The sequence below is a fragment of the Actinokineospora sp. NBRC 105648 genome, assembly GCF_030269645.1.
GTDB lineage: Bacteria > Actinomycetota > Actinomycetes > Mycobacteriales > Pseudonocardiaceae > Actinokineospora.
In genome coordinates, this window is sequence record NZ_BSTR01000037.1 from 20,334 (window position 1) to 46,932 (window position 26,599).

The 26,599-nt window shown below is 71.0% G+C and carries 26 protein-coding genes and 1 tRNA gene; 11 read left to right on the top strand and 16 right to left on the bottom strand.

The features are described from left to right. Positions 1–159 precede the first annotated feature (159 nt). The 3 genes from QSK30_RS26480 to QSK30_RS26490 are packed head-to-tail and all read left to right on the top strand — an operon-like array spanning position 160 to position 3,195. Positions 160–2,031 carry a propionyl-CoA synthetase gene (locus tag QSK30_RS26480; protein ID WP_285506799.1) on the top strand — a complete coding sequence of 624 codons (1,872 nt, stop codon included), beginning with the start codon at positions 160–162 and terminating at the stop codon, positions 2,029–2,031. 14 nt (positions 2,032–2,045) lie between these two features. After that, positions 2,046–2,243, top strand: coding sequence for a KTSC domain-containing protein (locus tag QSK30_RS26485; protein WP_285506800.1), 198 nt, complete (start codon positions 2,046–2,048; stop codon positions 2,241–2,243). Beyond that, a complete protein-coding gene (locus QSK30_RS26490) occupies positions 2,221–3,195 on the top strand; it encodes a hypothetical protein (RefSeq protein WP_285506801.1) in 975 nt (324 codons plus the stop codon). The genes QSK30_RS26485 and QSK30_RS26490 overlap by 23 nt, the downstream gene beginning before the upstream one ends. Before the next feature lie 63 nt (positions 3,196–3,258). Here the strand turns inward: QSK30_RS26490 and trxA are convergent, their stop codons facing one another. The 3 genes from trxA to adh all read right to left on the bottom strand — a co-directional run bounded on the left by trxA (position 3,259) and on the right by adh (position 5,650). After that, on the bottom strand, positions 3,259–3,633 hold the full coding sequence (gene trxA / locus QSK30_RS26495) for a thioredoxin (protein ID WP_285506802.1): 375 nt from the start codon (positions 3,631–3,633) through the stop codon (positions 3,259–3,261). Between the two features lie 128 nt (positions 3,634–3,761). Next, positions 3,762–4,127 (bottom strand): DUF779 domain-containing protein, encoded by a 366-nt coding sequence (locus tag QSK30_RS26500; protein WP_285506804.1) that lies wholly within the window; start codon positions 4,125–4,127, stop codon positions 3,762–3,764. Continuing rightward, a complete protein-coding gene (adh, locus tag QSK30_RS26505) occupies positions 4,127–5,650 on the bottom strand; it encodes an aldehyde dehydrogenase (protein ID WP_285506805.1) in 1,524 nt (507 codons plus the stop codon). Before adh ends, QSK30_RS26500 begins: the two co-directional genes overlap by 1 nt. 114 nt (positions 5,651–5,764) lie before the next feature. Here adh and QSK30_RS26510 point away from each other — a divergent pair, with 114 nt between their 5' ends. After that, positions 5,765–7,213 carry a GAF domain-containing protein gene (locus QSK30_RS26510; RefSeq protein WP_285506806.1) on the top strand — a complete coding sequence of 483 codons (1,449 nt, stop codon included), beginning with the start codon at positions 5,765–5,767 and terminating at the stop codon, positions 7,211–7,213. On the opposite strand, the gene QSK30_RS26515 is transcribed toward QSK30_RS26510, so the two are convergent. Further along, positions 7,200–7,796 (bottom strand): TetR/AcrR family transcriptional regulator, encoded by a 597-nt coding sequence (locus QSK30_RS26515; protein WP_285506808.1) that lies wholly within the window; start codon positions 7,794–7,796, stop codon positions 7,200–7,202. The two genes, QSK30_RS26510 and QSK30_RS26515, sit on opposite strands and share 14 nt — an antisense overlap. A gap of 74 nt (positions 7,797–7,870) precedes the next feature. On the opposite strand from QSK30_RS26515, the gene QSK30_RS26520 reads away from it, so the two are divergent. Next, entirely contained in the window at positions 7,871–8,422 is a 552-nt protein-coding gene (locus tag QSK30_RS26520) for a TIGR03086 family metal-binding protein (protein ID WP_285506810.1), read from the top strand. On the opposite strand, the gene QSK30_RS26525 is transcribed toward QSK30_RS26520, so the two are convergent. Genes QSK30_RS26525 through QSK30_RS26540 form a run of 4 tightly spaced genes read right to left on the bottom strand, consistent with a single transcriptional unit; the run spans position 8,388 to position 12,688 of the window. After that, positions 8,388–9,224: a putative RNA methyltransferase gene (locus QSK30_RS26525; protein ID WP_352231625.1), complete on the bottom strand. Its 837-nt coding sequence runs from the start codon at positions 9,222–9,224 to the stop codon at positions 8,388–8,390. The genes QSK30_RS26520 and QSK30_RS26525 overlap by 35 nt on opposite strands. Position 9,225: 1 nt before the next feature. Then, positions 9,226–10,599 carry a dihydrolipoyl dehydrogenase family protein gene (locus QSK30_RS26530; RefSeq protein ID WP_352231626.1) on the bottom strand — a complete coding sequence of 458 codons (1,374 nt, stop codon included), beginning with the start codon at positions 10,597–10,599 and terminating at the stop codon, positions 9,226–9,228. Next, positions 10,596–11,777, bottom strand: a complete 1,182-nt coding sequence (locus QSK30_RS26535) for a glycosyltransferase 87 family protein (RefSeq protein ID WP_285506813.1) — start codon at positions 11,775–11,777, stop codon at positions 10,596–10,598. The genes QSK30_RS26530 and QSK30_RS26535 overlap by 4 nt, the downstream gene beginning before the upstream one ends. 23 nt (positions 11,778–11,800) lie before the next feature. Next, complete coding sequence (locus tag QSK30_RS26540; RefSeq protein ID WP_285506815.1) at positions 11,801–12,688, bottom strand: M48 family metalloprotease; 888 nt, start codon at positions 12,686–12,688, stop codon at positions 11,801–11,803. Between the two features lie 132 nt (positions 12,689–12,820). On the opposite strand from QSK30_RS26540, the gene QSK30_RS26545 reads away from it, so the two are divergent. Further along, positions 12,821–13,594: a maleylpyruvate isomerase family mycothiol-dependent enzyme gene (locus QSK30_RS26545; RefSeq protein WP_285506817.1), complete on the top strand. Its 774-nt coding sequence runs from the start codon at positions 12,821–12,823 to the stop codon at positions 13,592–13,594. A gap of 50 nt (positions 13,595–13,644) precedes the next feature. On the opposite strand, the gene QSK30_RS26550 is transcribed toward QSK30_RS26545, so the two are convergent. From QSK30_RS26550 to QSK30_RS26575, 6 genes are all read right to left on the bottom strand, one after another. Continuing rightward, complete coding sequence (locus tag QSK30_RS26550) at positions 13,645–14,022, bottom strand: DUF3806 domain-containing protein (protein WP_285506818.1); 378 nt, start codon at positions 14,020–14,022, stop codon at positions 13,645–13,647. A 407-nt stretch (positions 14,023–14,429) separates the two neighbouring features. Then, a tRNA-Ala gene (locus tag QSK30_RS26555) sits at positions 14,430–14,502 on the bottom strand. 57 nt (positions 14,503–14,559) lie between these two features. Continuing rightward, positions 14,560–15,303 carry a divisome protein SepX/GlpR gene (gene sepX / locus QSK30_RS26560; RefSeq protein ID WP_285506819.1) on the bottom strand — a complete coding sequence of 248 codons (744 nt, stop codon included), beginning with the start codon at positions 15,301–15,303 and terminating at the stop codon, positions 14,560–14,562. Positions 15,304–15,483: 180 nt separating this feature from the next. Then, positions 15,484–16,137, bottom strand: coding sequence for a GNAT family N-acetyltransferase (locus tag QSK30_RS26565; RefSeq protein ID WP_285506821.1), 654 nt, complete (start codon positions 16,135–16,137; stop codon positions 15,484–15,486). Next, the gene (gene glp / locus QSK30_RS26570; protein WP_285506823.1) at positions 16,130–17,353 is read right to left on the bottom strand and encodes a molybdotransferase-like divisome protein Glp; all 1,224 of its coding nucleotides are present in this window, start codon (positions 17,351–17,353) and stop codon (positions 16,130–16,132) included. The genes QSK30_RS26565 and glp overlap by 8 nt, the downstream gene beginning before the upstream one ends. 19 nt (positions 17,354–17,372) lie before the next feature. Continuing rightward, complete coding sequence (locus QSK30_RS26575) at positions 17,373–18,263, bottom strand: UTP--glucose-1-phosphate uridylyltransferase (RefSeq protein ID WP_285506825.1); 891 nt, start codon at positions 18,261–18,263, stop codon at positions 17,373–17,375. A gap of 24 nt (positions 18,264–18,287) precedes the next feature. On the opposite strand from QSK30_RS26575, the gene QSK30_RS26580 reads away from it, so the two are divergent. The 4 genes from QSK30_RS26580 (at position 18,288) to mscL (ending at position 21,484) form a co-directional block, all read left to right on the top strand. Next, positions 18,288–18,896, top strand: coding sequence for a 5-formyltetrahydrofolate cyclo-ligase (locus tag QSK30_RS26580; protein ID WP_285506826.1), 609 nt, complete (start codon positions 18,288–18,290; stop codon positions 18,894–18,896). Positions 18,897–19,937: 1,041 nt separating this feature from the next. Then, on the top strand, positions 19,938–20,282 hold the full coding sequence (locus QSK30_RS26585; protein ID WP_285506827.1) for an FmdB family zinc ribbon protein: 345 nt from the start codon (positions 19,938–19,940) through the stop codon (positions 20,280–20,282). A 125-nt stretch (positions 20,283–20,407) separates the two neighbouring features. Further along, the gene (cpaB, locus tag QSK30_RS26590) at positions 20,408–21,034 is read left to right on the top strand and encodes a Flp pilus assembly protein CpaB (RefSeq protein ID WP_285506828.1); all 627 of its coding nucleotides are present in this window, start codon (positions 20,408–20,410) and stop codon (positions 21,032–21,034) included. A 51-nt stretch (positions 21,035–21,085) separates the two neighbouring features. After that, complete coding sequence (gene mscL, locus QSK30_RS26595) at positions 21,086–21,484, top strand: large-conductance mechanosensitive channel protein MscL (RefSeq protein ID WP_285506830.1); 399 nt, start codon at positions 21,086–21,088, stop codon at positions 21,482–21,484. A 1,955-nt stretch (positions 21,485–23,439) separates the two neighbouring features. Here mscL and QSK30_RS26600 read toward each other — a convergent pair. Continuing rightward, positions 23,440–23,949 carry a MogA/MoaB family molybdenum cofactor biosynthesis protein gene (locus tag QSK30_RS26600; RefSeq protein ID WP_285506832.1) on the bottom strand — a complete coding sequence of 170 codons (510 nt, stop codon included), beginning with the start codon at positions 23,947–23,949 and terminating at the stop codon, positions 23,440–23,442. 135 nt (positions 23,950–24,084) lie between these two features. Here QSK30_RS26600 and QSK30_RS26605 point away from each other — a divergent pair, with 135 nt between their 5' ends. Continuing rightward, positions 24,085–25,173 carry an NAD-dependent epimerase/dehydratase family protein gene (locus QSK30_RS26605; protein WP_285506834.1) on the top strand — a complete coding sequence of 363 codons (1,089 nt, stop codon included), beginning with the start codon at positions 24,085–24,087 and terminating at the stop codon, positions 25,171–25,173. Between the two features lie 1,122 nt (positions 25,174–26,295). Here QSK30_RS26605 and QSK30_RS26610 read toward each other — a convergent pair. Continuing rightward, a complete protein-coding gene (locus tag QSK30_RS26610) occupies positions 26,296–26,439 on the bottom strand; it encodes a hypothetical protein (protein ID WP_285506836.1) in 144 nt (47 codons plus the stop codon). Positions 26,440–26,599: the final 160 nt, after the last annotated feature.

Here is a 26,599-nt window from a genome sequence, read left to right on the forward strand (position 1 = left end):
CCGGTCGTTTGTCCACAGGACGTCACACGTGCCCCCCGGGTTGTGGTGGCCGTGCACACCCCGGTCCGTCGAACAGTCTATCGATGCCCGTGTTCGCGCCGGGCTCGGCGAGACGATCGGTGGCAAGGTATCGGCAGGGGACCCGATCGGAGGCCGTGGATGGGCAGCTACGCCGAGACCTACCAGCGCAGCCTCGCCGACCGCGAGGGGTTCTGGCTGGCCGCCGCCGGGCCAGTCGACTGGGACACCGCGCCGACCAGGGCGCTCGACGACACCGCGGCCCCGATCTACCGCTGGTTCCCCGACGGCGTGCTGAACACCTGCCACAACGCCCTCGACCGCCACGTCGCGGCCGGGCACGGCGCGCGGACCGCGCTGATCTACGACTCCCCCGTCACCGGGACGCGAGCCCGGTTCACCTACGCCGAGTTGACCGACCTGGTGGCCCGGTTCGCGGGCGTGCTGCGCGGGCTGGGCGTCGGTATCGGCGACCGGGTCGTCATCTACATGCCGATGGTGCCGCAGGCGGTGGTGGCGATGCTGGCCTGCGCGCGGCTGGGCGCGGTGCACTCGGTCGTGTTCGGCGGGTTCGCCCCGCGCGAGCTGGCCGACCGGCTGGCGGACGCGCGGCCGAAGGTGGTCGTGGCGGCCGCGTGCGGGATCGAGCCGACCCGGGTGGTGGCCTACCAGCCGATCATCACCGCGGCGCTGGCCATCTCGGCGCACCAGCCCGACCACGTCGTCATGCTGCGCCGCCCGCAGGTGGAGACCGAGCCCACCGGCGTCGACTGGGACGAGGCGATGGCGACGGCCGAGCCGGTGGGTTGCGTGCCGGTCAAGGCGACGGACCCGCTGTACATCCTCTACACCTCGGGGACCACCGGTAAGCCCAAGGGCGTCGTCCGCGACAACGGTGGTCACGCGGTCGCGTTGGCGTGGTCGCTGCCCAACGTCTACGACATCCACCCCGGGGACGTGTTCTGGACGGCGTCAGATGTCGGGTGGGTGGTGGGGCACTCGTACATCGTCTACGCGCCTCTTATCGCAGGCGCGACAACGGTGTTGTACGAGGGAAAGCCGGTCGGCACACCGGACGCGGGGGCGTTCTGGCGGGTGATCGCCGAGTACGGCGTCAAAGCGCTGTTCACCGCGCCCACCGCGTTCCGCGCGATCAAGCGGGTCGACCCGACGGCGTCGGAACTGGCGAAGTACGACCTGAGCGGCTTCCGCGCGCTGTTCCTGGCGGGCGAACGGCTCGACCCGGAGACCTACCACTGGGCCACCGAGAAACTGGGTGTCCCGGTCATCGACCACTGGTGGCAGACGGAGACCGGTTGGCCGATCTGCGCGAACCTGCGGGGTCTTGAGCCGATGCCGGTCAAACCGGGGTCCCCGACCGTCCCCGTTCCCGGTTACGACGTCCGGGTCCTCGACGCCGATGGCGCTGCCCTGCCAGCGGGCCAGGAGGGCGCTATCGCGATCCGGTTACCGCTACCGCCGGGGTGTCTGCCGACCCTATGGGGGGACGACCAGCGTTTCATCGACTCTTACCTGTCCCGCTACCCCGACCATTACCTGACCGGCGACGGCGGCTACCTGGACGAGGAGGGGTACTTGTTCGTGATGGGCCGCACCGACGACGTGATCAACGTGGCCGGGCACCGGCTGTCCACCGGCTCGATGGAGGCGGTGCTGGCCGCGCACCCGGCGGTGGCCGAGTGCGCGGTGATCGGTGTGCACGACGCGGTGAAGGGGCAGGTACCACGCGGATTCGTGGTGCTCAAGGCAGGTGCGGACATCGAGGACTCGGTGCTGCGGGAGGAACTGGTGGCCGCCGTGCGCGGAGAGATCGGCCCGGTGGCGGCGTTCCGCGACGTGGCGGTGGTGGACGGCTTGCCCAAGACCCGCAGCGGCAAGATCTTGCGCAAGACGATGCGCGGGATAGCCGACGGCCGCGACGAGCCGGTGCCCTCGACCATCGAGGACCCGGCTGTCCTGGACGCCCTTCGCGCGATCCTGCGCCCCACCTGATGGACCGCAGGCCGGTGACCTCGGAGAGCATCGCCGCGGTCGGCTACGACGCGGATCGCCGGGTGCTGGAGGTCGAGTTCCACAACGGACGCGTCTACCAGTACCTGGACGTGCCGAAGAAGATCTACTGGCAGTTCGCCTCGGCCAAGAGCCTGGGCACGTTCCTCAACCAGGAGATCAGGGACCGCTATGACTTCCGCGCCGTCGACTGACCTCGTCCACCAACTGGTCTGGGGCAGGCCGGAAAACGGGCCGCCGACAACGCGGGCCTCGGCGGGCTTCGAGGCTTCGGCCGTGCGCTGGCAGGAGCTGCTGACCAGGTACGTCCGGATCGCCCCAGTCCGCGTCGATGGCGTGCAGTGGGCTCCGGCGGAGGCGTTCAGCTACCTGGAGTTCGGCGACCAAGGGGCGCTGGTGCGCCGCTCCGCCTCCCCGGTCACCGGCTGGACCTCGTGCCACTGCCTGATCGGTTCGGTGGCCGCGCTGCGACCGCTGTCGGTGGGGCTGACCACGTGGGCGGGCTGGTTGACGGGCGCGCCGACCGGCGTCCTGATGCCGCTCTCCGCCAAGAGCCTCCTCGATGAGTGCCACCTGCTGGGCAAGCTGGTGCGTGCGGAGGTCGAGGCACTGGTGCAGGTGCTGTTGGCGGAGCCGACCGCGCTAGTGAGCGTGGTCGCGGCCGAATCGGACCCGGTGCGCTTGGTGGCCGCCGCACGGGCCGCTCTCGACCCGAGGCCGGTCCCGTGGACCTATTCGACGTACCAACACACCGATACGAGCCCGGAAGGAGCAGCCCCTCCACAGATCGTCTTCCTGCCCAGTCTCCCAGTCTCGGGCGCGACTCTTCGGCGACGGGTCAGCACCGCGACCGTGCGGGAACACTCCGAAGCGGCGCGGCTCGCGCACAACCTGGCCGAGCGCTACCTGAGCTCGCTCGACGACTCCCCTGCACCGGTGGAAGTCAGGCTGGGCGCGGAAGCGGCCGCGGTAGCGGATCGGATTCGGGTAGCGCTCGCGGAGCAACCCAGACCCGAACCGGTAAGAGCGCCCGCCGTAGTAAGAGAGCCGGTACAGATAAGCGAACCCACTCCCACCTTCGCGATCGTCTTAGCCGCTCTGGCAGCGCTTACGTTCCTGATCACCCTTATCGCCGTAGTCGTCTGAACGGCAACGAGCCCGGCGGGGTTACCCACCGGGCTCGTGCGTTGGAACCGCCTGCTGGTCTTATTAGGCGTCGCCCTCGGCCTGCGCCGCCGCCACCTGTGCGTGCACCTCGGCCATGTCGACCGCCTTCACCTGCGTGATCAGGTCCTCCAGCGCGGGCGCGGGGAGCGCGCCGGGCTGGGAGTAGAGCACCACGCCGTCGCGGACGGCCATCACGGTGGGGATCGACGAGATGTTGAACGCCTGGGCGAGCTGCTGCTGGGCCTCGGTGTCAACCTTGGCGAAGACGATGTCGTCGTGCTTCTCCGAGGCCGCGTCGTAGACGGGGGCGAACTGGCGGCACGGGCCGCACCAGGACGCCCAGAAGTCGACCAGCACGGTTCCGCCACCGCCCACGACCTCGTCGAAGTTGTCGGTGGTCAGTTCGACCGTAGCCACGTGGCCTCCTCAGTCCGGGGCATAGCGAGTACAGGCCTACCAACGAACCGACCCCGGCAAACATTCCCGCCCGGTGGCGCCCCGGTGCGGGGGTCGGTGCGCCCCAACCGGGCCACACCGGGACGCCGTCACAGCGCGGCCAGCTCCTCCTCGGTGAGCAGCCGCGAGCGGATGAGGAAGCGCACGCCCTCGGGCGCCTCCAGGGAGAACCCGCCGCCGCGACCGGGCACGACGTCGATGGTCAGGTGGGTGTGCCGCCAGTACTCGAACTGCGAGACCGACATCCACACCGGCACCTCCTCCTCGACGCCCGGCACGGCGAGGTTGCCCAGCAGGACGTCGGACGCCCCGGTCCGGAACTCCCCCGCCGGGTAGCACATCGGCGAGCTCCCGTCGCAGCAGCCGCCGGACTGGTGGAACATCAGCGGCCCGTGCGCGACCCGGAGGCGGCGCAGGACGACCGCCGCCTCCTCGGTCATCGCGACCCGGTCCATCAGAAGAATCCGAGGGCCTGGTCGGAGTAGCTGACCAGCAGGTTCTTGGTCTGCTGGTAGTGGTCCAACATCATCTTGTGGTTCTCCCGGCCGATGCCGGACTGCTTGTAGCCGCCGAAGGCCGCGTGCGCGGGGTAGGAGTGGTAGTTGTTCACCCACACCCGACCGGCCTGGATCTCGCGGCCCGCCCGGTAGGCGGTGTTCGCGTCGCGCGACCAGACGCCCGCGCCGAGGCCGTAGAGGGTGTCGTTGGCGATCTTCACCGCGTCGGCGTAGTCGTCGAAACGGGTGACCGAGACGACCGGGCCGAAGATCTCCTCCTGGAAGATCCGCATCTTGTTGTCGCCCTCGAAGATCGTCGGCTGCACGTAGTAGCCGCCCGCGAGGTCGCCGCCGAGGTCGGCGCGCGCGCCGCCGGTGGCGACCCGGGCGCCCTCCTGCTTGCCGATGTCGATGTAGGACAGGATCTTCTCCAGCTGGTCGTTGCTGGCCTGCGCGCCGATCATGGTCTCGGTGTCGAGCGGGTGGCCCTGCTTGATCGCCTCGGTCCGCTTGACCACGTCGCCGAGGAACTGGTCGTAGATGCTGGACTGGATCAGCGCGCGCGACGGGCAGGTGCAGACCTCGCCCTGGTTGAGGGCGAACATCGCGAAGCCCTCCTGCGCCTTGTCGTAGAAGGCGTCCTGGGCGGCGGCGACGTCGGCGAAGAAGATGTTCGGGCTCTTGCCGCCCAGCTCCAGCGTCACCGGGATGATGTTCTCGCTGGCGTACTGCATGATCAGCCGACCGGTGGTGGTCTCGCCGGTGAAGGCGATCTTGCGGATCCGGCTGCTGGAGGCCAGCGGCTTGCCCGCCTCGACGCCGAAGCCGTTGACCACGTTGAGCACGCCGGGCGGCAGCAGGTCGCCGATGATGTCGAGCAGCACGTGGATCGAGGCCGGGGTCTGCTCGGCGGGCTTGAGCACCACCGCGTTGCCCGCGGCCAGCGCCGGGGCCAGCTTCCAGACCGCCATCAGGATCGGGAAGTTCCACGGGATGATCTGCCCGACCACGCCCAGCGGCTCGTGGAAGTGGTAGGCGACCAGGCCTTCCTCGATCTCGGAGATGCCGCCCTCCTGCGCCCGGATGGCACCGGCGAAGTAGCGGAAGTGGTCGACGGCCAGCGGGAGGTCCGCGGCCAGCGTCTCGCGCACGGCCTTGCCGTTGTCCCAGGTCTCGGCGACGGCGAGGGCCTCGAGGTTGGCCTCCATCCGGTCGGCGATCTTGTTCAGCACGACCGCGCGCTCGGCGGGCGAGGTGCGGCCCCACGCTGGCGCGGCGCCGTGGGCGGCGTCGAGGGCGCGGTCCACGTCGGCGGCGGTGCCCCGGGCGATCTCGGTGAAGACCTCGCCGGTGACCGGCGTCGGGTTCTCGAAGTACTGGCCGGTGGCGGGCGGGACGTACTCGCCGCCGATGTAGTGGTCGTAGCGGGGTGCGAACCGGACGACGCTGCCGTCCGCCCCCGGGGCCGCGTATGTGGCCATGGGCCAGCCTCCTGCGCCATTGGTGGAGTGATGTGCGCCACGCTAGGCGCGGGAGGGTTGCAGTCACGTTGCACGGTTGCCGCGGGCGGCCGGCGGCGCGCATCATCTGTGGTGATGACCGATCCGGTGGAGTACGCGCAGCTCATGCGGCGCGTCCACGCGGCCGTGCTCAGCGGCGAGCAGGGCCCGGTCGCGCCGCGCCCGGTGGTCTCGGACTCCTGGCGCCGGTCGCTGGCGGGTGGGGTGGACCCGGACGGGCACCTGCCGCCGATCGTCTACTCCGGCACCGACCTGGCCGACGTGCGGGCGGCGCACCCGCTGGCCGCGGTGCTCCCGGTGCTGCGCTCGACGCTGGTCGGCATCGCCGACGAGGCCATGCACATGATGATCGTGACCGACGCCGAGGGGAACATCCTCTGGCGCGAGGGCCAGGTGGACGTGCGGCTGCTGGCCGACCGGGTGGGGCTGGCCGAGGGCACCCGGTGGAGCGAGGAGGCGATGGGCACCAACGCGATGGGCACGACGCTCGCGCTGGACGCGCCGGTGCAGATCCACTCGGCCGAGCACCTGGTCCGCACCATCCACGCGTGGACCTGCGCGGCGGCCCCGGTGCACGACCCGGACACCGGCGCGGTGCTCGGGGCCATCGACATCACCGGCCCGATGCGGACGCGGCACCCGGCCACGCTGGCCCTGGTGACCGCGGCGGCGCACCTGGCCGAGGGTCAGCTCCGGCTGCGGATGGCCGCGCGCGACGAGCAGCTCCGGCAGCGCAACCTGCCCCACCTGCTCAGCCTGCGCGGCGCGGGCGCGTTGCTCACGCAGACCGGCCGCGTCCTCGCCGTCGAGTCCTGCGGTCCCCTCCCAGAGCGCTTGGACGTCTCGGCGGGCGCACTGTCCCTTCCAGACGGCCGGGAGGCACTGGTCGAGCCGCTCGAAGAGGGCTACCTGCTGCGTTTGCGCGGTGTCCCACGGTCATTGCACCGCCCCCGCCTGACTTTGGAGTTCCTGGGCGCCACGCACCCGGTTGCGGTGCTGGACGGCCGCGAACAACCTCTTACGCCACGGCACGCGGAAATCCTCACCCTGCTAGCGGCTAACCGCGACGGTCTTACCGCCGACCAACTCGCCATGTCCCTCTTTGGCGAGTCTGGGAACCCGGTGACTGCCCGCGCGGAGGTGCATCGCCTGCGCACAGCCCTGGGCGAGCGCGTTGTCTTGACACGCCCGTATCGGTTGGCAGCAGACGTAACCGCAGACTTCTTAGCTCTACCAACGCTCTTGCGCACAGGCGCCCTTCGCAAGGCGGCGTCATACGGTGCGCTCTTGCCTCGCTCCGACTCCCCCGCGATCCGCGCCCACCGCGACGAACTGGTCACCGCGGTCCACCGTGCCGTCATCGACACCGGCGACTACGAGGACCTCTGGACGCTCGCGCAAAGCCCTACCGGCGCCGAGGACCTAGAGGTCTTGGAGACCCTCTTGGACGTCTTGCCCAAGACCGACCCGCGGTATCCGATCGCCACCGCGCGCCACGCCCGCCTGCTCGCTAGTTCGCGTTGAGCCGAGCACGTACCGCAGTGGTCGCGCGGTCGTAGGGCAGATCCGTCCCGGTGAGCACGCTCTCGAAGTTGGCGGCGCGACCAAAGGCGTTGATCTCGAAGACCAACTGGTCCACGTCAGTCTCCGCAGGCAGGTGTTTCTCCTCCACCGCGTCTTGGACCAGCCGCTTCAGGAGGTCCACCCAAGCCTGATTGCGACGGACCAACAGGTCGTGCACCCGACCCTCCCGGGCGTCGAACTCGGCGGTGATCGCGGAGAAGAAGCAGCCACCGGGGAACACCCTGCTGCGCGAGTACTCCATCCAGTGGTCCAAGAGTGCGAGCAGCCGAGGGCGCCCCCGGGGAGCCTGGAACGAGGGTTTGAGCACGCGCTCGGCGAAGACGTCCTCAGCGAAGGTGATGGCCGCGAGCTGCAGGTCTTCCTTGGAACCGAAGTGCGCGAAGATCCCGCTCTTGCTCAGCCGCAGCTCCCCCGCGAGCCTGCCCAGGGTCAGCCCGTCCAAGCCCTCGACCGAGGCGATGTCCACCGCCCGGGCCAGGGTCGCGCGCCGGGTCTCGGCGCCGCGGGCCAGTCTGCCGTCCACGAAAACAACCTAGACGGTCGTTCGTTCTTCTGGAACTATTCGACCGATCGTTCGTACACTTTCTGGAGGGGAAAATGGACATCAGGGCCCTGTACTCGCGCGCCGTCGACTCGACCTGGCAGGTGGTCGAGACGCTGAGCGACGACCAGCTCGCGCTCCCCACGCCGTGCGCGCGCTGGACCGCGCGGGAGATCGTCGAGCACATGGTCGAGAACCACCACAACATCCTGACCAAGTTCGACAAGCCGGTGCCGGAGCTGACCGGGGACGTGCGCACCGACTTCCGGCGCACCGCCGACGCGGTCATCGCGGCGTTCACCGACGACCGCCTGCTGGAAACGCGCTACGAGATCCCGCAGGGCACCGTCAACGGCGCCATCGCGCTGGGCATCCACTTCAGCGACACCCTGGTGCACGGCTGGGACCTCGGCCAAGCGGTCGACACCGAGGTGCGACTGGCCGACGACCTGGCCGAGGCGCTGATCGAGATCGTCTCGCGCTGGCCGGAGGACGTGTGGGGGCCGGACGGGGTGTTCGCCGAGCGGCTGCCGGTCGAGCCGGACGCGCCGCTGCACGACCGGGTGCTCGCGCTCACCGGGCGTTCGCCGGAATGGGCCGGTAGGTAGTGACGACGACGGAGCCGGTCACCGCGACCGGCTCCGCCAGCCCGGCCACCCGGGCGTCGATGGTGGCCGCGTCGGCGTGGAACGCGGTCGGGCCCATGCCGACCAGGGCGGCGGCGTCGCGGCGGGACAGGGCCATCGGGAAGTCGCGGCGGACCTCGTCGGCGGCCTCGAAGTAGGGCGCCAACTTGGCGGCGACCTGCGCGCGCTTGTCCTCGGCCACGGTCAACATGTCCACTGTGGACACTAGTTCGGCCAGGTGCGCGCTGGTCGGCGTGACCACCACCATCCGGCCCAGGGGGTGCAGGACGCGGTGCAGCTCGGCCGGGTTGCGCGGGGCGAACACGTTCAACGCCAACCCGACCGAGCCGCTCCGGATCGGGAGCGGCTGCCAGGCGTCGCACAGCACCGCGCCAAGCCGGGGGTGTGCCTTGGCCGCGCGGCGCAGGGCGGGCTTGGCCGCGTCGGCGGCGATGCCGACCCGGTCCGGGTAGTGGTCGAGCACGGCGGCGAGGTAGTGCCCGATGCCCGCGCCGATGTCGGCCACACAACCCGGGCCGGGTACCACGGTCAGCAACTCTTGCACGATCGGCGCGTAGTGGCCCGCGCCCAAGAAGGCGGCGCGAGCGTCGGTCATGGCGGCAGTGTCACCGGTGAACGACGTGGCCTCGCGTAAGAGGCTTACGTAGCCCTGCCGGGCGATGTCGAACGTGTGCCGGTTCGGGCAGCGCAGAGAAGTCCCGCTCAACGCGAGGTCGCCACCGCAATGCGGACAGACCAAGTACGGCAAGACGTCGGCCAGCACCTTAGGAGCGCAGGTCTGCGAGAGCGGTCTCGATAGCGCGGTGAAAAGTCGGGTAGGCGTAGATCATCCGACGCAACTCGTCTACCGGGACCTGCGCGTGGACCGCCACGACCAAGGCGCCCAACACCTCTCCGCCCGTGGGTCCCGCCGAGGTCGCACCGACGAGGACACCTCGGTCAGCGTCCTCGATCAGCTTGATCACGCCATCCGCCTTGTGCAAGAAGCCACGGGTAGACGAAGAGATCTGAGCGATACCCGTACGCACGTTCAAGCCCTTGTCGCGCGCGGCGGCCTCCGTCAGGCCGACCGAGCCGATCTCCGGGTCGGTGAAGGTAACCCTCGGCACCGCTCGGTAGACCGCGCCCGGGTTGTCCACGCCGAGGATGTCGTCCGCCGCGATCGTGGCCTGGTACATGGACATGTGCGTGAAGGCGCCCTCGCCGGTGATGTCGCCGATGGCCCAAAGCCCGTCGGCGGCCCGCAGGTGCTTGTCCACGGTCACACCGCGGCCGGACTCGTCGAGCCCGTAGACACCGATGCCCAGCGCGCCCAGGTCGGACCGGCGCCCGGCCGCGACGAGCACCTGAGCGGCGCTGACCGGGTCTTGGCCGTCGAGCTCCAGGGTGAACCGCTGCCCGTCGTGCGCCGCGGAGGTGATCTTCACGCCGGTCTTGACCAGGATGTGCTCGGCGGCGAACCGTTCGGCCAGCAGTGCGCCCGACTCCGGCTCGTCACCGGGCAGCAGGCGCTCGTTGGACTGCAACAGCGTCACCTTGGCGCCGAAGCGCGAGAAGACCTGGGCGAACTCGCAGCCCACCGGCCCGCCACCGATGACGATAAGAGACTCGGGGACAACGGTAGCTTTAACCGCCTCCCGGTTAGTCCACAGAGGCGTGTCAGCCAGACCTGGCACCGGTGGCACTGCCGGGTCGGTACCCGGGTTGAGCACGATGCCCCGCCGCGCGCGGACGACCCGCCCGTCGACGTCCAACTCACCGCGCGCGGTGATCCGAGCCCGCCCACGCACGACCTCGACGCCGGCGGCCACCAGACGATCAACCGCCACCTGGTCGTCCCAGTTGTCGGTGATCTCCTCGCGCACCCGGGCAGCGACCTTGCCCCAGTCGGCGTGCACCTCCGCGGTGCCCGCGAAGTCGGGGACCCGCCTGGCCTCGGCCAGCACGTCGGCGGCGCGGATCATGGCCTTGGTCGGCACGCAGGCGTAGTACGGGCACTCGCCGCCGACCAGGCGGGACTCGATGCCCGCCACCGACAGCCCGGCCTGGGCCAGCCGGGTGGCCAGCGCCTCGCCGCCGGGGCCGAGCCCGACCACCGCGACGTCCACCGTGAGCGCGTCCGCTGCCAAGACCATCATCTCCTCGCCGCCGCGAAACCTGCCACCACCTCAGCACGGCGAGCACGCCCGCGCAGCGCAAGTATCACGACTACCGGCGTGGCCACCAGAGCGGGCAGGAAGTAGGCGTTGCCCAGGAGTTCGTCCGGCAGAGTCCAGCGCAGCTCGCTCTTGTTCCCGCTCGGGACGAGACCGAACTGCCAGCCCGTGAACACGGCGGCCAGCGCTAAGAGGGTCCAGTAGTTGCCACGCGCTAAGAGGTACCCGGCCAGCGGGACGACCCAGACCCAGTGATGTGTCCACGAGACCGGACTGACCAACAGGCCAGTGAACGCCGTCACCAATAGAGCACCCAGGTGGTCCTCTTGCGAGTGCAGCCGCAAGACAACCAATGCACCTAAGGCGAGCACGACCAGGGCGGAGACGGCGTAGAGGACCAGGGCAGCGTGGCCTTCGCCGGTCAGCCGCTGGAAGAAGCCGTTGAGGGATTGGTTGCCGATCCACGAGTTGGTGGTGGCGTCGTTGCCGTCGATCAGCGCCTCGGTCCAGAACCGGACCGTGTCCGCGGGCAGCACGAGCGCGGCCAGCAGGTTCAGCCCGACGAAGGTGCCCAGCGCGCGGGCGGCGTCGGCCCAGCGCCTGGTCAGCACCAGGTGCGCGATGAAGATCAACGGAGTCAGTTTCACCGCCGCGGCCACCCCGATGAGCAGGCCGGTGTAGCGCCGTCCGCGCAGCAGCAGCACATCGGCGACGACCATCGCCATCAGGATCACGTTGACCTGGCCCAGGCCGAGCGACCGCCACACCGGCTCGAGCAGGAGCGTGCCGAGCAGCAGCAGGCCGAACCGCCAGCTGATCCGGAGCCGCTCCGGGAGGCTCTCGTGGAGCACGAACCCGAGCGCGAGCGTCGACAGCGCGGCGAGCACGCCCCACGCGAGCTGCGCGGGCAAGGCGATCAGCGGCACGAACACCAGTCCCGCGATCGGCGGGTAGGTGAACGGCAACTGCGGCGCCCACGCCTCACCGGTGGTGAGCGGCGCATAGAGCGAATCCCCGTGTAAGAGCGTCAACGCGCCCGCGCGGTAGACCGAGCTATCTACCCCCAGCCCGCGACCGTTGAGCCAGTACGCGACCGCGAGCAGCACGAAACCGATAGCCAACGCGACCGCGGCGAACGGCGTCCGCCGCACAACCCCCATGCCGTCACACTATCGGCGCAACCTCAGATCGCGCTCCGCAATCGGCGGATCCGCTCGGCGGCAGCCGGGTGGGTGGCCAGCATCCGGACCCGCAGCGGCCTGCGGGTGCGCTGCTCGGCGGTCAGCAGGCCGGAGAGGACGTCGACCAGCGCGGGCCCGTAGCCCAGCCGGGCCGCGGTGGCGTCCGCCCGGTACTCGCCGAGCCTGCTCGACCAGGCCATCAGCGGGCTGACCAGCGGCATCAGCAGCAACCACGGGTTCAGCCACACCATCCCCGCGAGGATCACGAGCGACAGCAGGGACGCGGCGAGCGCGCCCGCGGCGCTGCCGAACCGGGCGAAGACGTTGCCGACGAACAGGACGACCCGCATGGCGAGTGCGACCAGGAAGATCGCTCCCCGCGCGGGGAGCTCGTACCACCAGGCCAGCAGCGAGACCCGGGAGTGGCCGGACAGGTGGTGCCCCAACTCGTGCGCCAGGATCGCCTCCAGCGCGTACGGCGGCAGGTCCAGTGCGCGGCGGGTGACCGCGACGGTACGACCGCCCGCGGCGAACGCGTTGAGGTCGCGGGACTGCTCGACCCAAAGGGTGTACCGCGCGCTGTCCACCCCGGCCGACCCGCACACGGCCGCCCAGTGCGGCCCGAGCCTGCGCAGCTCGGCCGCGGTCGGGCGGCGCATGTCGAACATGGCCCGGGCGAGCGCTTTCTCGACCCACGGCAGGAACGTCGCGGCGCCGGAGAGCACCCACAGACCGACCACCAGCCAGACCGCCCAGGTCGTCGACGGCCAGATCAGACGGGCCACCAGCGCGACGACCACCAGGCTGCTCGCGAACGCCGGGAGCGCGAAGAGCACCCCCGTCACGGCGGAGGCGTCCGGCCGCCCGCGCGGGATCCAGGTCTCCGCCACCGCACCCCCACAAGATCGAGTCGAGCCCTAGCCTGACGCCGGTGCGATCCGCTGTCCACCCGCCGTACGGTGTCAAGATCGCGCAGTCGGCTCCGTCTTGGTAACGACCACCCCGTCGAGGTAAGGACCACCGTGACCGACAAGATCCCGCCGCTGACCTACGCCCGCCACTGCGCGGAGATCGTCACCCAGGCCCACCTGCTCCACCCCGCCCTCGTCGACGCGGACCTCGCGGCCCCGGTGCCGTCCTGCCCGGACTGGAACCTCGGCCAACTCCTCCGCCACCTCGGCGGCGCGCTCTCCTGGGCCGAGACGATCGTGCGGACCCGGTCGCAAGAGCCGCCGTCCGACACCCACTTCCGCGCCCTCCCGAAACACACAGACCACCAGGCCACCGAACTGGGCACCTGGATCAACAAGCAGGCGGTAGCGCTATCCGCCGCTCTTACCGACGCAGGCGCCGGTACCGATGTCTGGACGCCGTTCCCCAACGGCACCACGAGCTTCCTCGCCCGCCGATTCGCCCACGAGACCCTGATCCACCGAGCGGACGCGACCCTGGCCACCGGCACCCCGTTCGCCGTGGCGCCAGAGGTGGCGGCCGACGCGATCCAGGAGTTCTTCGACCTGGCCACCCGCCCGGAGATGCTGGAGATCTACCCCGAGCGCCGCGCCCTGCTCGGCCCCCACCGAACCATCCGCTTCACCACCGACACGACCGCCTGGTTCATCGACCTCACCGGCACGGCCCTGGTCTGCAAGCCCAGCGACCAAACCGCCACGGCGACCGTGCACGGCACCCTCACCAACCTGCTGACCTACCTGTACGGCCGCGGCAACACAGTCACCATCGAGGGCGACACGACCATCGTCGACCTCTGGCGCACCCACTCCACCTTCGGCTGATCAAAGAGCACACGAAGCGGGTGACCGACCACCTGGTGCCGGCCCACCTCTCACGAACCCGCCCGCCGGATCTCCTCGACCCGTTGCGCGATCTGGTCTGCGAACCCCGGGAGGAACCCCCGCTCCCGAGCGACCCAACGCTTCGCAACCACGTTCGTCGGGTAGATCAACACATCACCAGGTGCACCATGCACAGCGATCTCAGCACCCTGCTCGTCCGTGGCCACCACCCAGCGCAGACCACAACGCCGCACCAGGTGTTCCCCCAGCCCAATCCCGATCAGGTTGATGGTCGGATTCGGGTCCAAGCCAAAGTGCTCCCCACCCACCCCCCACTCACCAAGCTGCGAGTCGTACAAGGCGCCCAACTGCTCAACATCGGCAACGTCAACACCCAAGTCACCAAGAGCCACCAGAGTGGCCGACACCCACTCCAACTCACCACCACTAAGCGGAAGCACCCCAGGCGCACCCCCACCCCGCCTATCCCGCCTATCCCGCCTAAACCAACCCACACCCAACATTAAAACCCACAACACTCCCGCCCGACCGGTTCCCACCCAACGCAACCACCTCGGGCCACGAATGCGAGGCCCCCGGACAGGCCGTGGGGGGGCTGCACCCCCACAAGACACGCGAAACGCCCGCGCCCCTTTACGGCACGGGCCACGAATGCAGGGACTGCCGGCAACTTACTCGAACCTCGACCCACCCGACGCGACCACGACCGGGGGTCCGGGGGCACGCCCCCGGCTGGGGCTTGGGGGCTCGGCCCCCAAAGAACACGCGGAACAAGAAAGGCTCGCGCTCTTTGCGAGCACGAGCCTCCCACTTGTGGAGCTGAGGGGAATCGAACCCCTGACCTTCTCGATGCGAACGAGACGCGCTACCAACTGCGCTACAGCCCCTTGGTTGTGCTCGGGAAGCTTAGCAGCCCGCGAGCACGCCCCCTGTCACGGGGTCCTTCATTCACCGACCGCCCGGCGGTAGTGCGGCATGCCGGGCTCACCGAGCTCGTCGAACCAGGGGTCCTCGTCGTCGAGTTCGACGACGACGGTGCCCGGGTGGACGACGCGCGCGGGGATGGTGGTGACGTGTTCGCGGCGGAGCGGCTCGTCGGCGTCGAAGTCCTCTTCGGTGGCCGGGCGGGCGTGCGAGCGGCGCACCGAGCCGAGGCGGGCCGCGCGGCGCTGGCGGATCTCCTCCTCGATGCGGACCTGCCTGCGCAGGTAGGTCAGGTAGCCGACCAGGCCGACGTCGAGGGCGCCGTGCACCCACCACAGCGCGGGGAGCGCCACCGCGGCGGTGATGGCGGTGGCGACCGCGGCGATGATCACGAGCAGCACGACGCGCTGGCGGAAGGCGTACTTGGCCCGGGCGGCGCGGGCGGCGGCCTCCGGGTCGAAGCCACCGCGGCCGGGCCGGTAGCGGCGGGCGGTCACGGGTGCCTCGTCGGTCGAGGGGTCCTCGTCGAGGTCCGCACCGTCGGTGCTGTCGCGCATGACGAGGTCCTCCCGGGTGTCCTCCTCGTCGTCGTCGGCCGCGAGGTCGTCGGCGTCGAGGTCGTGCGAACTACCGCTGTGCACGACGCGCGCGGCGAGCGCGGAGTCGGCCGTGCGAGCGATCTCCTGGCGCTTGCGGACCACCATGGGGACGAGGACGACGAGCCACGCCACCACGAGCCCGACCACGATCAACGAGCTCGGCATGTCCCGGCACCTCCCCGTTCGCTTGGCTCCGCGCGCGTCCTTCGTTCGCCACGTTAGTCACAACAGTCACACCCGTGGCGGAGGCGCGCCGACCCCACCCACTCGATCGGGTAGTTCGCTTGTGGACCGTTCCCCGTAACGGGTGTGATCAAACTTCACCGGCCGCAGAACGTGAAACCGTTATGGGAGGCTGGCTTTCCCGCAGGCCAGCAAGCCCGGCACCAGGCCGGCCGGAATGTCCTCTGTGGTCAGTGCGAGGCACAGGTGGTCGCGCCAGTCGCCCGCGACGTCGAGGTAGCGGCGGAACAGGCCCTCCTCGCGGAAGCCCAGTTTGCCCAGCACCCGCAGGCTGGCGGCGTTCTCCGGGCGCACGGTGGCCTCGATCCGGTGCAGCCCCGCCACGCCGAGGCAGTGGTCGACCACGAGCGCGGTCGCCGCCGTCGCGACACCCCCGCCCGCGAGGTCGGCGGCCACCCAGTAGCCGACCCACGCCGAGCACAGCGAGCCCCGGATGACATTGCCCACTGTGACCTGGCCCGCGAACCGGCCGTCCACCGTGATCACGAACGGCAGCGACATCCCGCGCCGGGCCAGCGCGCGCAGCGTGGACCACTGGCCGGGCCAGGCGATGGTGGCGTTGCGCTCGGCCCAGTCGCCCGGCGCGGTCGGTTCCCACTTCTCCAGGTGGGCCTGGTCGCGCAACCGGACCCGGCTCCACGCGCCGCCGTCGAACAGCCGCGGCCCGCGCAGCTCCACCACCCCGGCGGGCACCCGCAGCGGGCCCAGGCGCGCGGGCCAACCGGGGTGCCGACCGGCTGCCTGCGGGCTAGCCACGCTGTGCGAGGAAGGTCACCTGGACCTGCTCGCCGACCGCGACGTCGGTGGTGTCGTCGCCGACCAGGACCAGGCAGTTGGCCTCGGCCAGCGAGGCGAGCAGGTGCGACCCGGAGTTGCCCAGCGGCTGCACCAGGTACTCGCCGTTGGACTCGTCGCGCAGCAGCTGACCGCGCAGGTAGCCGCGCCTGCCCTTGGTGGAGGTGATCGGCGAGAGCAGCCGCGCGGAGACGACCCGCCGGTGCGGGTTGCGCTTGCCCTGGGCCGCGCGGATCAGGGGACGCACCATCACCTCGAACACGACCAGCGCGCCTATCGGGTTGCCCGGCAGCAGGAACGTGGGCACCGCGTCCGGGCCGAGCCTGCCGAAGCCCTGCACCGAACCGGGGTGCATGGCGACCCGGGTGAGGTCGATCTCGCCGAGCTCGAGGATGGCGGCGCGGACCTCGTGCGAGAGCTCGCCACCGACGCCGCCCGCGATCACCACGATCTCGGCCAGCAGCAGCCTGCTCTCCACCACCTCGCGCAGCCGCTTGGCGTCGCTGGGCACGATCCCGACGCGGTTGACCTCCGCGCCCGCGTCGCGCGCCGCGGCGGCCAAGGAGTAGGAGTTGACGTCGTAGACCTGCCCCTGGCCAGGGGTTCGGTCGATGTCGACCAGCTCGTCGCCCACGGAGATGATCGACACCCGCGGCCGCGGGTAGACCAGCACCTTGGACCGCCCGACCGCGGCGAGCAGCCCCACCTGGGCCGAGCCGATGACCGAACCGCGGCGCACGGCCACGTCACCGGTCTGCACGTCCTCACCGGTGCGCCGGACGTAACCCGCCGAGGGAACCGGCTGGTTGACGGTGACCCGGGAGTGGTGGCCGTCGGTGAAACCCACCGGGACCACCGCGTCGGCCAGCGTGGGCAGCGGCGCGCCGGTCGCCACCCGCACGGCCTGCCCCGGCTGCAACCTGCTCGGCTGGCGCGAACCGGCGGGGATCTCACCGACGACAGGTAGCACTACCGGCTCGCTGCCCGCGCCCTGTGTGTCGACGCTGCGCACGGCGTAGCCGTCGACCGCGGCCTGGTCGAACCCCGGCAGGGCGCGCTCGGCCACCACCTCCTCGGCGCAGAGCAAACCCTGCGCCTCGGAGATGGCCACCCGCACCGGGGCGGGGCGGACCGCGGCCGCCAGTGCCCTGGCGAGTTGCTCGTCGACAGACCTCATCCGGTTACCTTTTGTTCGTCTACTCTGCGCTGATTCGTTCCCGGAGCCACTGGTGCAGCCCCGGCCCATACTCCGGATGGTCGAGCGCGAAGTCCACGGCGGCGCGCAGGAACCCGCCAGGATTGCCCAGGTCATGCCGCCCGCCGCGGTGCACGACCACGTGCACGGGGTGGCCGTCGGCGATCAGCAGGGCGATGGCGTCGGTGAGCTGGAGCTCGCCGCCCGCGCCGGGGGTGATGCGCCGCAGCGCGTCGAAGATCGCCCGGTCGAGCAGGTAGCGGCCCGCCGCGGCGAAGGTGGACGGGGCCTGGTCGGCCGGTGGCTTCTCCACCATGCCGTTGACCTTCTTGACGTCGGCGTCGTCGGTGTCCTCCACGTCGAAGACGCCGTAGGCGGAGATCTCGGCGCGCGGGATGTCGAAGGCGCACAGGACCGTGCCGCCCTTCTCCGCGCGGACGGCGGCCATCCGGGTGAGCACGCCGGTGGGCAGGACGAGGTCGTCGGGGAGCAGGACGGCGACGGCCTCGTCCTCGGGGCGCAGGTTGCCCTCGGCGCAGCCGACGGCGTGGCCGAGGCCGAGCGCCTGCTCCTGGATGGCGGTCTCGACCTCGAGCAGGGCGGGGGCCCGGCGGACCTTGGCCAGCAGGTCGGTCTTGCCGCGCTCCTCCAGGGTCTTCTCCAGGTCGGGCCGCGGCTGGAAGTACTGCGCGACGGCGTCCTTGCCGGGTGAGGTGACGATGATCAGTCGGGTGGCCCCGGCCTCGGCGGCCTCGGCGGCCACGTACTCGATGCCGGGGGTGTCCACCACCGGCAGGAGCTCCTTCGGCACGGCCTTGGTGGTGGGCAGGAACCGGGTGCCCAGGCCCGCCGCGGGCACGATGGCGGCGGTGAATGCGGTCGACACGCTCATGGACACGGAGCCTAACCTCGACGTGTGGCCGGGCCTGGGAGTGATCTCGATGCGACGCGCGCATGGACCAAGGACCAATGGCGCCGCGCGCTGCTCGCGGAGCGGCGGCGCGTGCCCGCGAGCGTCCGCTTCGACGAGGCGATGCAGCTCACGGCGCTGCTGACCAGCGGCCGGGTCGTCAGCCGCGGTCAGACGCTGTGCGCCTACGTGCCGATCGGCTCGGAGCCGGGGTCGGTCCAGATGCTCGACGAGGTCGCCGAGCACGGCGTGCGCATCCTGCTGCCGATCGTCGCGGGGGCCGGGCCGCTGGACTGGGCCTGGTACGACGGCCACGAGTTCCTCCGCCCCGGCCCGTACGGCCTCCGCCAACCCATCGGCGAACGCCTCGGCGAGGCAGCCCTGCGAATCGCCGACGTGGTCTTGGTCCCGGCCCTGGCCGTGGACCGCCACGGCACCCGCCTGGGCCGCGGCGCCGGCTACTACGACCGGTCGTTGTCCCTGGCGGCCCCGGACACGCCGCTGATCGCCGTGGTGCGCGACCCGGAGCTCTTCGACGTCCTCCCGGCCGAACCCCACGACGTGCGCATGAGCGGAGTCCTCACCCCGACCCGAGGCCTCCTCCGCCTCCGCTGACCCACCTCCGTTCGTCACGCCTGTTCCACCCACAGCGCAGCCTGCACACCACGGCCTCTGTGATTCCTCCCTCGTAACGGCCCCGCGGCAGTGGCCCGGTCAGCCCCAGGGTCGACCCGGCCCCAGTCAGCCTAGGCCAGGTCCAGACCTGCCCCGCCCAGCCTGACCCAGCCTGACCCAGCCCAGCCGGCCCGACCCAGCTCAGCCAGCCCGACCCAGGCCAGCCAGCACAGGCCCAGTCCAACGCGAGCCCACTCCGGCCGAGTCCAGTCCACCCCGCCTCAGCGGGATGGGGCCAGGCCCAGCCACGTCCGACCAACCCGACCCGTTCCAGCCGATCGGTTGAGGTGCGGCCCCCGATCCAGCCCGACCAGGGGCAAGGAGGCGGGTCAGGCCAGGTCCAGCCAGCACTGATCAAGCCCCACCGGGTCTGGTCCTGGCAGGTCTGGTCCTGGCAGGTCTGGTCCTGGCAGGCCCAGCCGCGTCCAGCCAGGTTCGATCCGGCACGGCCAAGTCCCCGCCAGTCCGGCCAGGTCCCCGCCAGCGCGGCCAAAGATCCCACCGCAACTCGGCCAGGTCCGGCCCGGCCAGCTCCGGCCCGGTGCGGCTAGGCCCGGTCCGGCTAGCCGGATCCGGTCTGGCCGGGTCCGGACCGGTCCGGGTTGGTCCGGCCAGGTTGGTCCGGCCAGGTTGGTCCGGCCGGGCCGGTTCGGTCCAGCGCTAACCAGGTCCGGTCCGGCGGTGTTCGGTCCGGTCGGCCCGGCTAGGTCCAGCGTGAGCCCGGTTCGGTCCGGTTGAGTCCGCCGACCTGCCCCAGCCCGGTCACCACCGGGTGCGAACGCCACTCGCCAGAAGCTCCCTCCTTCACATCTGCCCTGCTCACCGGCTGTGCCCGGGCCCGGGACCAAGCCGGCCCCGATAGGTGGGGCCGCCCGAGCGGGTGTGACTTCTTGCTGGAATATTTGCGCTCCGCCTGCGCGTTGCCGCAGAATCGGTTGGCACTCTCGCCGACCGAGTGCCAGGTTTCGAAAGGGAGCCCTCGTGCCCACGTACCAGTACGCATGTACGGCATGCGAGCACCGCTTCGAGGCGGTGCAGTCGTTCACCGACTCGGCGCTGTCCGAGTGCCCGGAGTGCTCCGGCCGCCTGCGCAAGCTCTACGGCTCCGTGGGCGTGGTCTTCAAGGGGAGCGGCTTCTACCGCAACGACAGCCGCTCCGGCACCAAGGCCACGAGCGGCGCCAAAACGGACGCGACGACCAAGACCGAGTCATCGTCGACTCCTTCCTCTTCTCCCACGCCGTCGACTCCGGCGGCGACTCCCACGTCAACGCCCGCGGCTCCCGCCAAGTCCAATGGTGGCGGAACGGCGGCAAAGGCGTCCTGAGTTGTGCACAGGGCCGCACTTATCCACAATCAGCGGCCCCGTCCACAGTTCGAAAACACCGGGTGCCGAACATCGGATTCCCCACCTAAAGTCGAATCATCACCGATCCGACCAGGGAGAATCCGATGTTCCGACCCGACCTCAGCCGCCTGCGCGCCCTGCTCCCGCCCCTGCCGCGCGCGATAACACTCCGCCGAATAGTCGCTGCGGCGCTCGTTGTCCCGGCGGCCGCAATCGCATTGCGACCGCCGCCCGCGGACGACTCCGTTCCCTTGTTGGTCGCCGCCCGCGCACTAGCACCCGGTGTCGCGCTCACCGCGGCTGATGTTCGGGTAGTGCGCGCGCCGCCTGATCTTCGCCCGCCCTCGGCGATCGCCAATCCGGACGAGATCCCGGGGCGGGTGCCCGCCGCCGCCATCGACCCGGGTGAGCCGATCACCGGCGTTCGGTTGGTGGGCCGGGAGAACATCGCCGCCACCATGGGCGAGGACGCCGCCGCCGTCCCGGTGCGGTTGGCCGACCCGGGCGTCGCGGGGCTGTTGCGGCCGGGCGCGCGCGTCGACGTGATCACGAGCGATCCCGACTCCGGCCGGCCGATCGTGCTGGCCAGGGACGCGGCAGTGGTCACCGTGCGCCCACCCGAGGACGGCGGCGGCCGGGGCAGCCTGGTGGTCATCGCCCTGATGAGGGATTCCGCGACACAGGTCGCCTCAGTCTCTCTGGGACAACAGGTAGCGGTTACGCTCCGGTAGCCCGAATCCCGGACGGTGACGGCACCGTCCCGCCGAGAATGGAGTGCGCACGTGCTGAAGGGCTTCAAGGACTTCCTGATGCGCGGGAACGTCATCGACCTGGCTGTCGCGGTGATCATCGGTGCCGCGTTCACCACGATCGTGACCTCGTTCACCGACGGCCTGATCAAGCCGCTGATCAACTCCGCGGGTGGCACCAAGGCCGCGGAGGGCCTCGGGTTCCGCATCATCGGGACCAACCCGTCGACGTTCATGGACTTCGGGACGGTGATCAACGCCGCGGTCAACTTCGTGATCGTCGCCGCGATCGTGTACTTCGTGATCGTGCTGCCGGTCAAGCACATCCAGGAACGCCGCAAGCGCGGTCAGGAGCCTGGCCCCTCCGAGCCCACCGATGTCGAACTGCTGACCGAGATCCGCGACCTGCTCCGCCAGCAGCAGAGCCGCTGACCCAGCCAGGGCCGGCGTGGTGGATGAACTTTCTGCGGTGCCGGTTCACCACCACGCTTCCAGCAGGCCAGACGTGCACATCGCCCACCGGCAACACAGGCCCACGGCGTCGCGAGTCCCACCGCTTCACGGAACCGACCGGGTGGCGGACGGGTCGCGGAACGGACGGGTTGCGTGGCGGACGGGTCGCATAGTCGGAACCACGCGGCCCAAGCGGTACTGGCAGCTCGGCGGGCGGGCAGCCTGTGCACGGCATTGCCCCTACGAATTGGGGAGCGACATCCACGGATCGCGACCCGGCCGGGGTCGGCAGGGCAACCTGCACGGAAGCACGCACCAACGGGCAGTGGGCGACATCCATGAGCCGCCCCCTGCCTTGGTCGGTTGGGCGGCGTAGGCGACGCCGCTCTGGGTGGCTGAGTAGGTGATGTCGGCTTGGACCAGGGTGGTGGAGGCAGGTCTCCGCCGAGAAGTGGCTGAGCGAGTAGGTACGCCAGCCGCCGTGGTGGGGTGGGTCTCTGCCGAGAAGTGGCTGAGCGAGTGGGTACGTCAGCCGCCGTGGTGGGGTGGGCGGTTGCGTTCGTACCAATCGTCCGAGGTGGGGGCCGATGAGCCGCGTTCGTCGGAGGTTGTGTCCGGGAGGACGTCGCCGAAGATCTGGTCCAGTGTCGGGCGCCGAGGTGGGCGGGAGGCACGGGCCGCGGTTGACGGCTCCGAGTCCACGCGCTTCGGGTGTTCGACGGCCGGCTCGGTCGACTTTGGACCACCGGCGTCGGACGACGGAGCGACCGAAGACCGCTCAGCCGACACACCCTCCGCTGAGGCCGGGTCCGGATGAGCGACCGGAGCCGAGCCCAGGTCAGTGAGCGGGACCGGGACCAGATCAGCACCCGAGCCAAGGGGCGAGCCCGAGCCCACGGTCGGGGGCAGTGGCGGTGGCGGGGGCGGGGCAACGGTCGAGTCCTGGACCGGGGCCGGAACCGACGCTGGGCCTGAGACTGAGCCTGGGTTCGAGTCTGGGTCCAAGCCGGAGGCCGAGTCTGCCAACGAAGCAAGACCGGCGACCGACCCTGGGTCTGTGTCCAAGCCGGAGGTCGGGCCTGCGAACGAAGCAGGACCGGAGAACGAGCCTGGGTCCAAGGCGGAGGCCGGACCTGCGAACGGAGCAGCACTGGGGATGAAGCCTGGGTCTGGGTCCGAGGCCGATTCTGCGAACGAAGCAGGACCGGCGACCAAGTCTGGGTCTGGGTCCAAAGCGGGAGCTGAGTCTGCGACCGGAGCAGGACTGGGGATCAAGCCTGGGTCTGGGTCCGAGGCCCAGTCTGCGAACGAAGAAGGACCCGCGACCAAGTCTGGGACTGGGTCGGGAGTCGGGTCTGCGAACGGAGCAAGACCGGAGACCGACCCTGGATCTGAGTCCAAGGCGGGAGCCGGGTCTGTGAGCGGAGCAGGACCGGAGATCAGGCCTGGGTCTCGGGCCAGGCCGGGGGTCGAGTCCGCGAGCGAAGCCACGGCTGGGGCCGGCGAAGAGTCTGGGTCTGAGGTAGAGCCGGCGCCCAGGTTCGGGGCCGGAGCGAGGTCCACTGCCGGCACTGGGTCTGCGGTGACTGGGACCGGCACCTGGTCCGCGGTGACTGAGGCTGGGTCAGCCGAAGCCAGCGCTGGGGCCGGGGCCGGGGCCCGCGCCGGGGCGGGGGCTGGGGACGCTGGATCGAGCGGCGCCGTGGCCGAGTCGGCGGCGGTGAACGGTTCGCGGCCGCGTGCCTGGACCTCCGCGGGTGCCGCGTCCGTCGAGGACCCCGCGGGCTCGGCGCGGTGGTCGTGCTCGGGTGGGGACGGCCGTCGATCGTCCGCGGGCAGGCTGTCCGCAGGGTGGGTGGGCGGGTGGGGCATGGCCGCCATGGTCGCGCACCTTGGGCCCCGACACCGACTGGGGCCCAGGTGGGCGGGTGTGGTCAGTTGCCTTCCAGGCCGGAGAGGCCGGAGAGCTCACCGATGACGTAGGGCACCAGGGCGGACAGGGTGGCCATGCCGTCCCGGACGGCGCTGCGGGAGCCTGCGAGGTTGACGACCAGGGTGCTGCCCGACACGCCGACCAGACCACGCGAGACGCCCGCGTCGACGGCGCCCGCGGCCAGGCCCGAGGAGCGCAGGGCCTCGGCGATGCCGGGGATCGGGCGGTCGAGCACGCCCTGGGTGGCGTCCGGGGTGACGTCGCGCGGGGACACGCCGGTGCCGCCGACGGTCACCACCAGGTCGGCACCGCCGATGACCGCGGTGTTGAGCGCGTTGCGGATCGCCACCGTCTCGCCCTCGACCGGGACGACGCCGTCGACGATGAAGCCCGCCTCCTCCAACAACTCCGTCACCAGCGGGCCCACGGTGTCGTCGTGCTCCCCGTGCGCCACCCGGTCGTCCACGATCACGACGAGAGCCCTGCCAAGCCGCTGCGCGCTGCGTTCCATGGGTGCAACCGTAGCCTTCCGCGCGCGGCGGAGCCGCTGAAGGTGACCTGAGTCCGACCGGCCAAACCTGACGGTTCTGTGACGGTCGCGCCGCCCGCGCGGCAGACCCCCGGGACCGGCCATAACGTCCTGGGCATGCGCGTACTGATCACCGGCGGCGCGGGGTTTGTCGGGTCGCACGTGGCCGACCTGATGGCCGACCGCGGGCACCAGGTGACCCTGCTGGACAACCTGCTCGACAAGGCACACGGCCACGCCGACCCACCACCGTGGACCCGCGAGCACGACCTGGTCCTCGGTGACGTCCGCGACGCCGACCTGCTCACCGGCCTGCTCCGCGACACCGACGTCGTCTGCCACCAGGCCGCCGTGGTCGGGCACGGGCTCGACCCCTCCGACGCCCCCGAGTACGCCTCGCACAACGACTTCGGCACCGCGGTGCTGCTCGCCGCGATGCACCGGACAGGCGTCCAGCGGCTGGTGCTGGCCTCGTCGATGGTCGTCTACGGCGAGGGCCGGTACGAGTGCGCCGAGCACGGCGTCGTCCGCCCCGGCAAGCGCACCACCGTCGACCTCGACGCGGGCCGCTACGAGCCGCCGTGCCCGGTGTGCGGGGCACAACTCGCGTCGCGCCTGGTGCCAGAGGACGCGCCCATGGACCCGCGCAGCACGTACGCCGCGACCAAGGCCGCGCAGGAGCACCTCGCGTCGGCGTGGGCCCGGCAGACTGACGGGAACGTGTGGGCCTTGCGCTACCACAACATCTACGGCCCGCGGATGCCGCGAGACACCCCTTACGCAGGGGTCGCCTCCCTGTTCCGCTCCGCGCTGGCACGCGGTGAAGCGCCGACGGTCCTCGAAGACGGTGACCAACGCCGAGACTTCGTCCACTCCGCGGACGTGGCCCTGGCCAACCTCTTGGCCTGCGAATCACCCGGCACGGCCGGAGAACTGATCCCGATCAACGTGTGCTCGGGCACCCCGCACACGGTCGGCGACCTGGCCCGCGAGCTGGCAAACGCTTGCGGCGGCCCAGAACCACGCATCGTGGGCGGCGCGCGCGCCGCGGACGTGCGGCACGTGGTCGCGGACCCAGCCAAGGCCCGAGACCTGCTGGGCTTCCAGGCGCGAGTGACCTTCGAGAAGGGCGTGCAGGCGTTCGCCACCGCACCCCTGCGGGAGCCAGTGGCATTACAGCCGGGACAGACCACCCAGGCAGGCTGAGCTGGATCGGGCGGGACGCCAGATCCAGCCGTCGGCCAGGCCGAACCGGCACGGAGGAGTCGGCTCAGCCGGGCCAGACCAGGCTGAGTCGTACAGCGCGAGGTCGGCTCCGGCCGACCGCTAGACAAACCGGCACGGCCGGACTGGCTCAGGTCACGGCGGTCAGATACAGCTGATCGACTAGGCCAACCGGCGCGAGCAACCAGGCTCGGCCGAGCCAACCGGACTGGGTCGGACTAGGTCGGACTGGGGCGGGCTGGTCGGACTGGGGCGGGCTGGACTCGGGCAGGGCTGGGCTGGGCAGGGCTGGGTTGAACTCTGGCCGGTTAGCTGAGTCGAGCTGAGCCAGGCGGGTCGGCCCGGTCGAACCAAGCCGGGCTGCGCCAAGCCAGACCGGGTCCGGTTGGGCCGGACCGGGTCAGATCAGCCCGGATCCGGCCCGCCGGCTCGGCTAGGCGGGGCGACCCAACCGGGCACCATGGCTCAGCTGGGCACGGTGGCCCGGCCGGGCACGATGGCCCCGCCGAGCACGGCCCCGCCGGGCAGAGCGGCTTGTCGAGCACAGTGGCCAGACCGAGCGCGGTGACCCCCGCCGAGCACAGTGACCGGCTGGGCAAGGCGGCCTGGCCGGCACGGTTTCCAGGCCGGGCACAGTGACCCCGCCGGACAGGGGGCCTGGCCGGGCATGGTTGCCAGGCCGGGCGCAGTGACCCGCCGGGCAGGGCGGGCTTGGCCGGGCACAGTGGCCTAGCCGAGTACGGCGGCTCGGCCAGGCACCATGGCTTAGCTGGGCAGGGTGGCCCCGCCAGCACGGTGACCCGGCCAAGCACCGTGACCGAGCCGGGCAGGGTGGCTTGGCCAGGCCCCAGTGGCCTGGCCGGGCACCATGGCCCAGCTGGGCACGGTGGCCCCGCCGGCACGGTGGCCCCGCCGGCACGGTGGCCCCGCCGGCACGGTGGCCCGGCTGGGCACAGAGACCCCGCCAAGCACCGTGACCCGGCCAAGCAGGGCAGCTAGGCCAGGCACAGTGGCCCGACCGAGCACAGTGACCCAGCCGCACAGGGCGGCTTGGCCGGGCACAGCGGTTCGGCCGAGCACAGTGGCCTGGCCGGGCACCATGGCTCAGCTGGGCACGGTGGCCCGGCTGGGCACAGTGACCCCGCCGAGCACGGTGACCCGGCCCAGCAAGGCGGCGTGGCCGAGCACAGTGACCCCGGCCGGGCAGAGCGGCTTGCCGAGCACGGTTGCCAGGCCCGGGCCGGGCACAGTGACCCGCCGGGCTGGGCGGCTTTGCCGAGCACGGTGACCCGACCGAGCACAGTGACCCAGCCGAGCAGAGCGGCTTGCCCAGCACGGTTGCCAGGCCGGGCACACAGTGGGCCAGGCCGGGCACAGTGGCCCAGCTGGGCAGGGCGGCCTCGTCGGG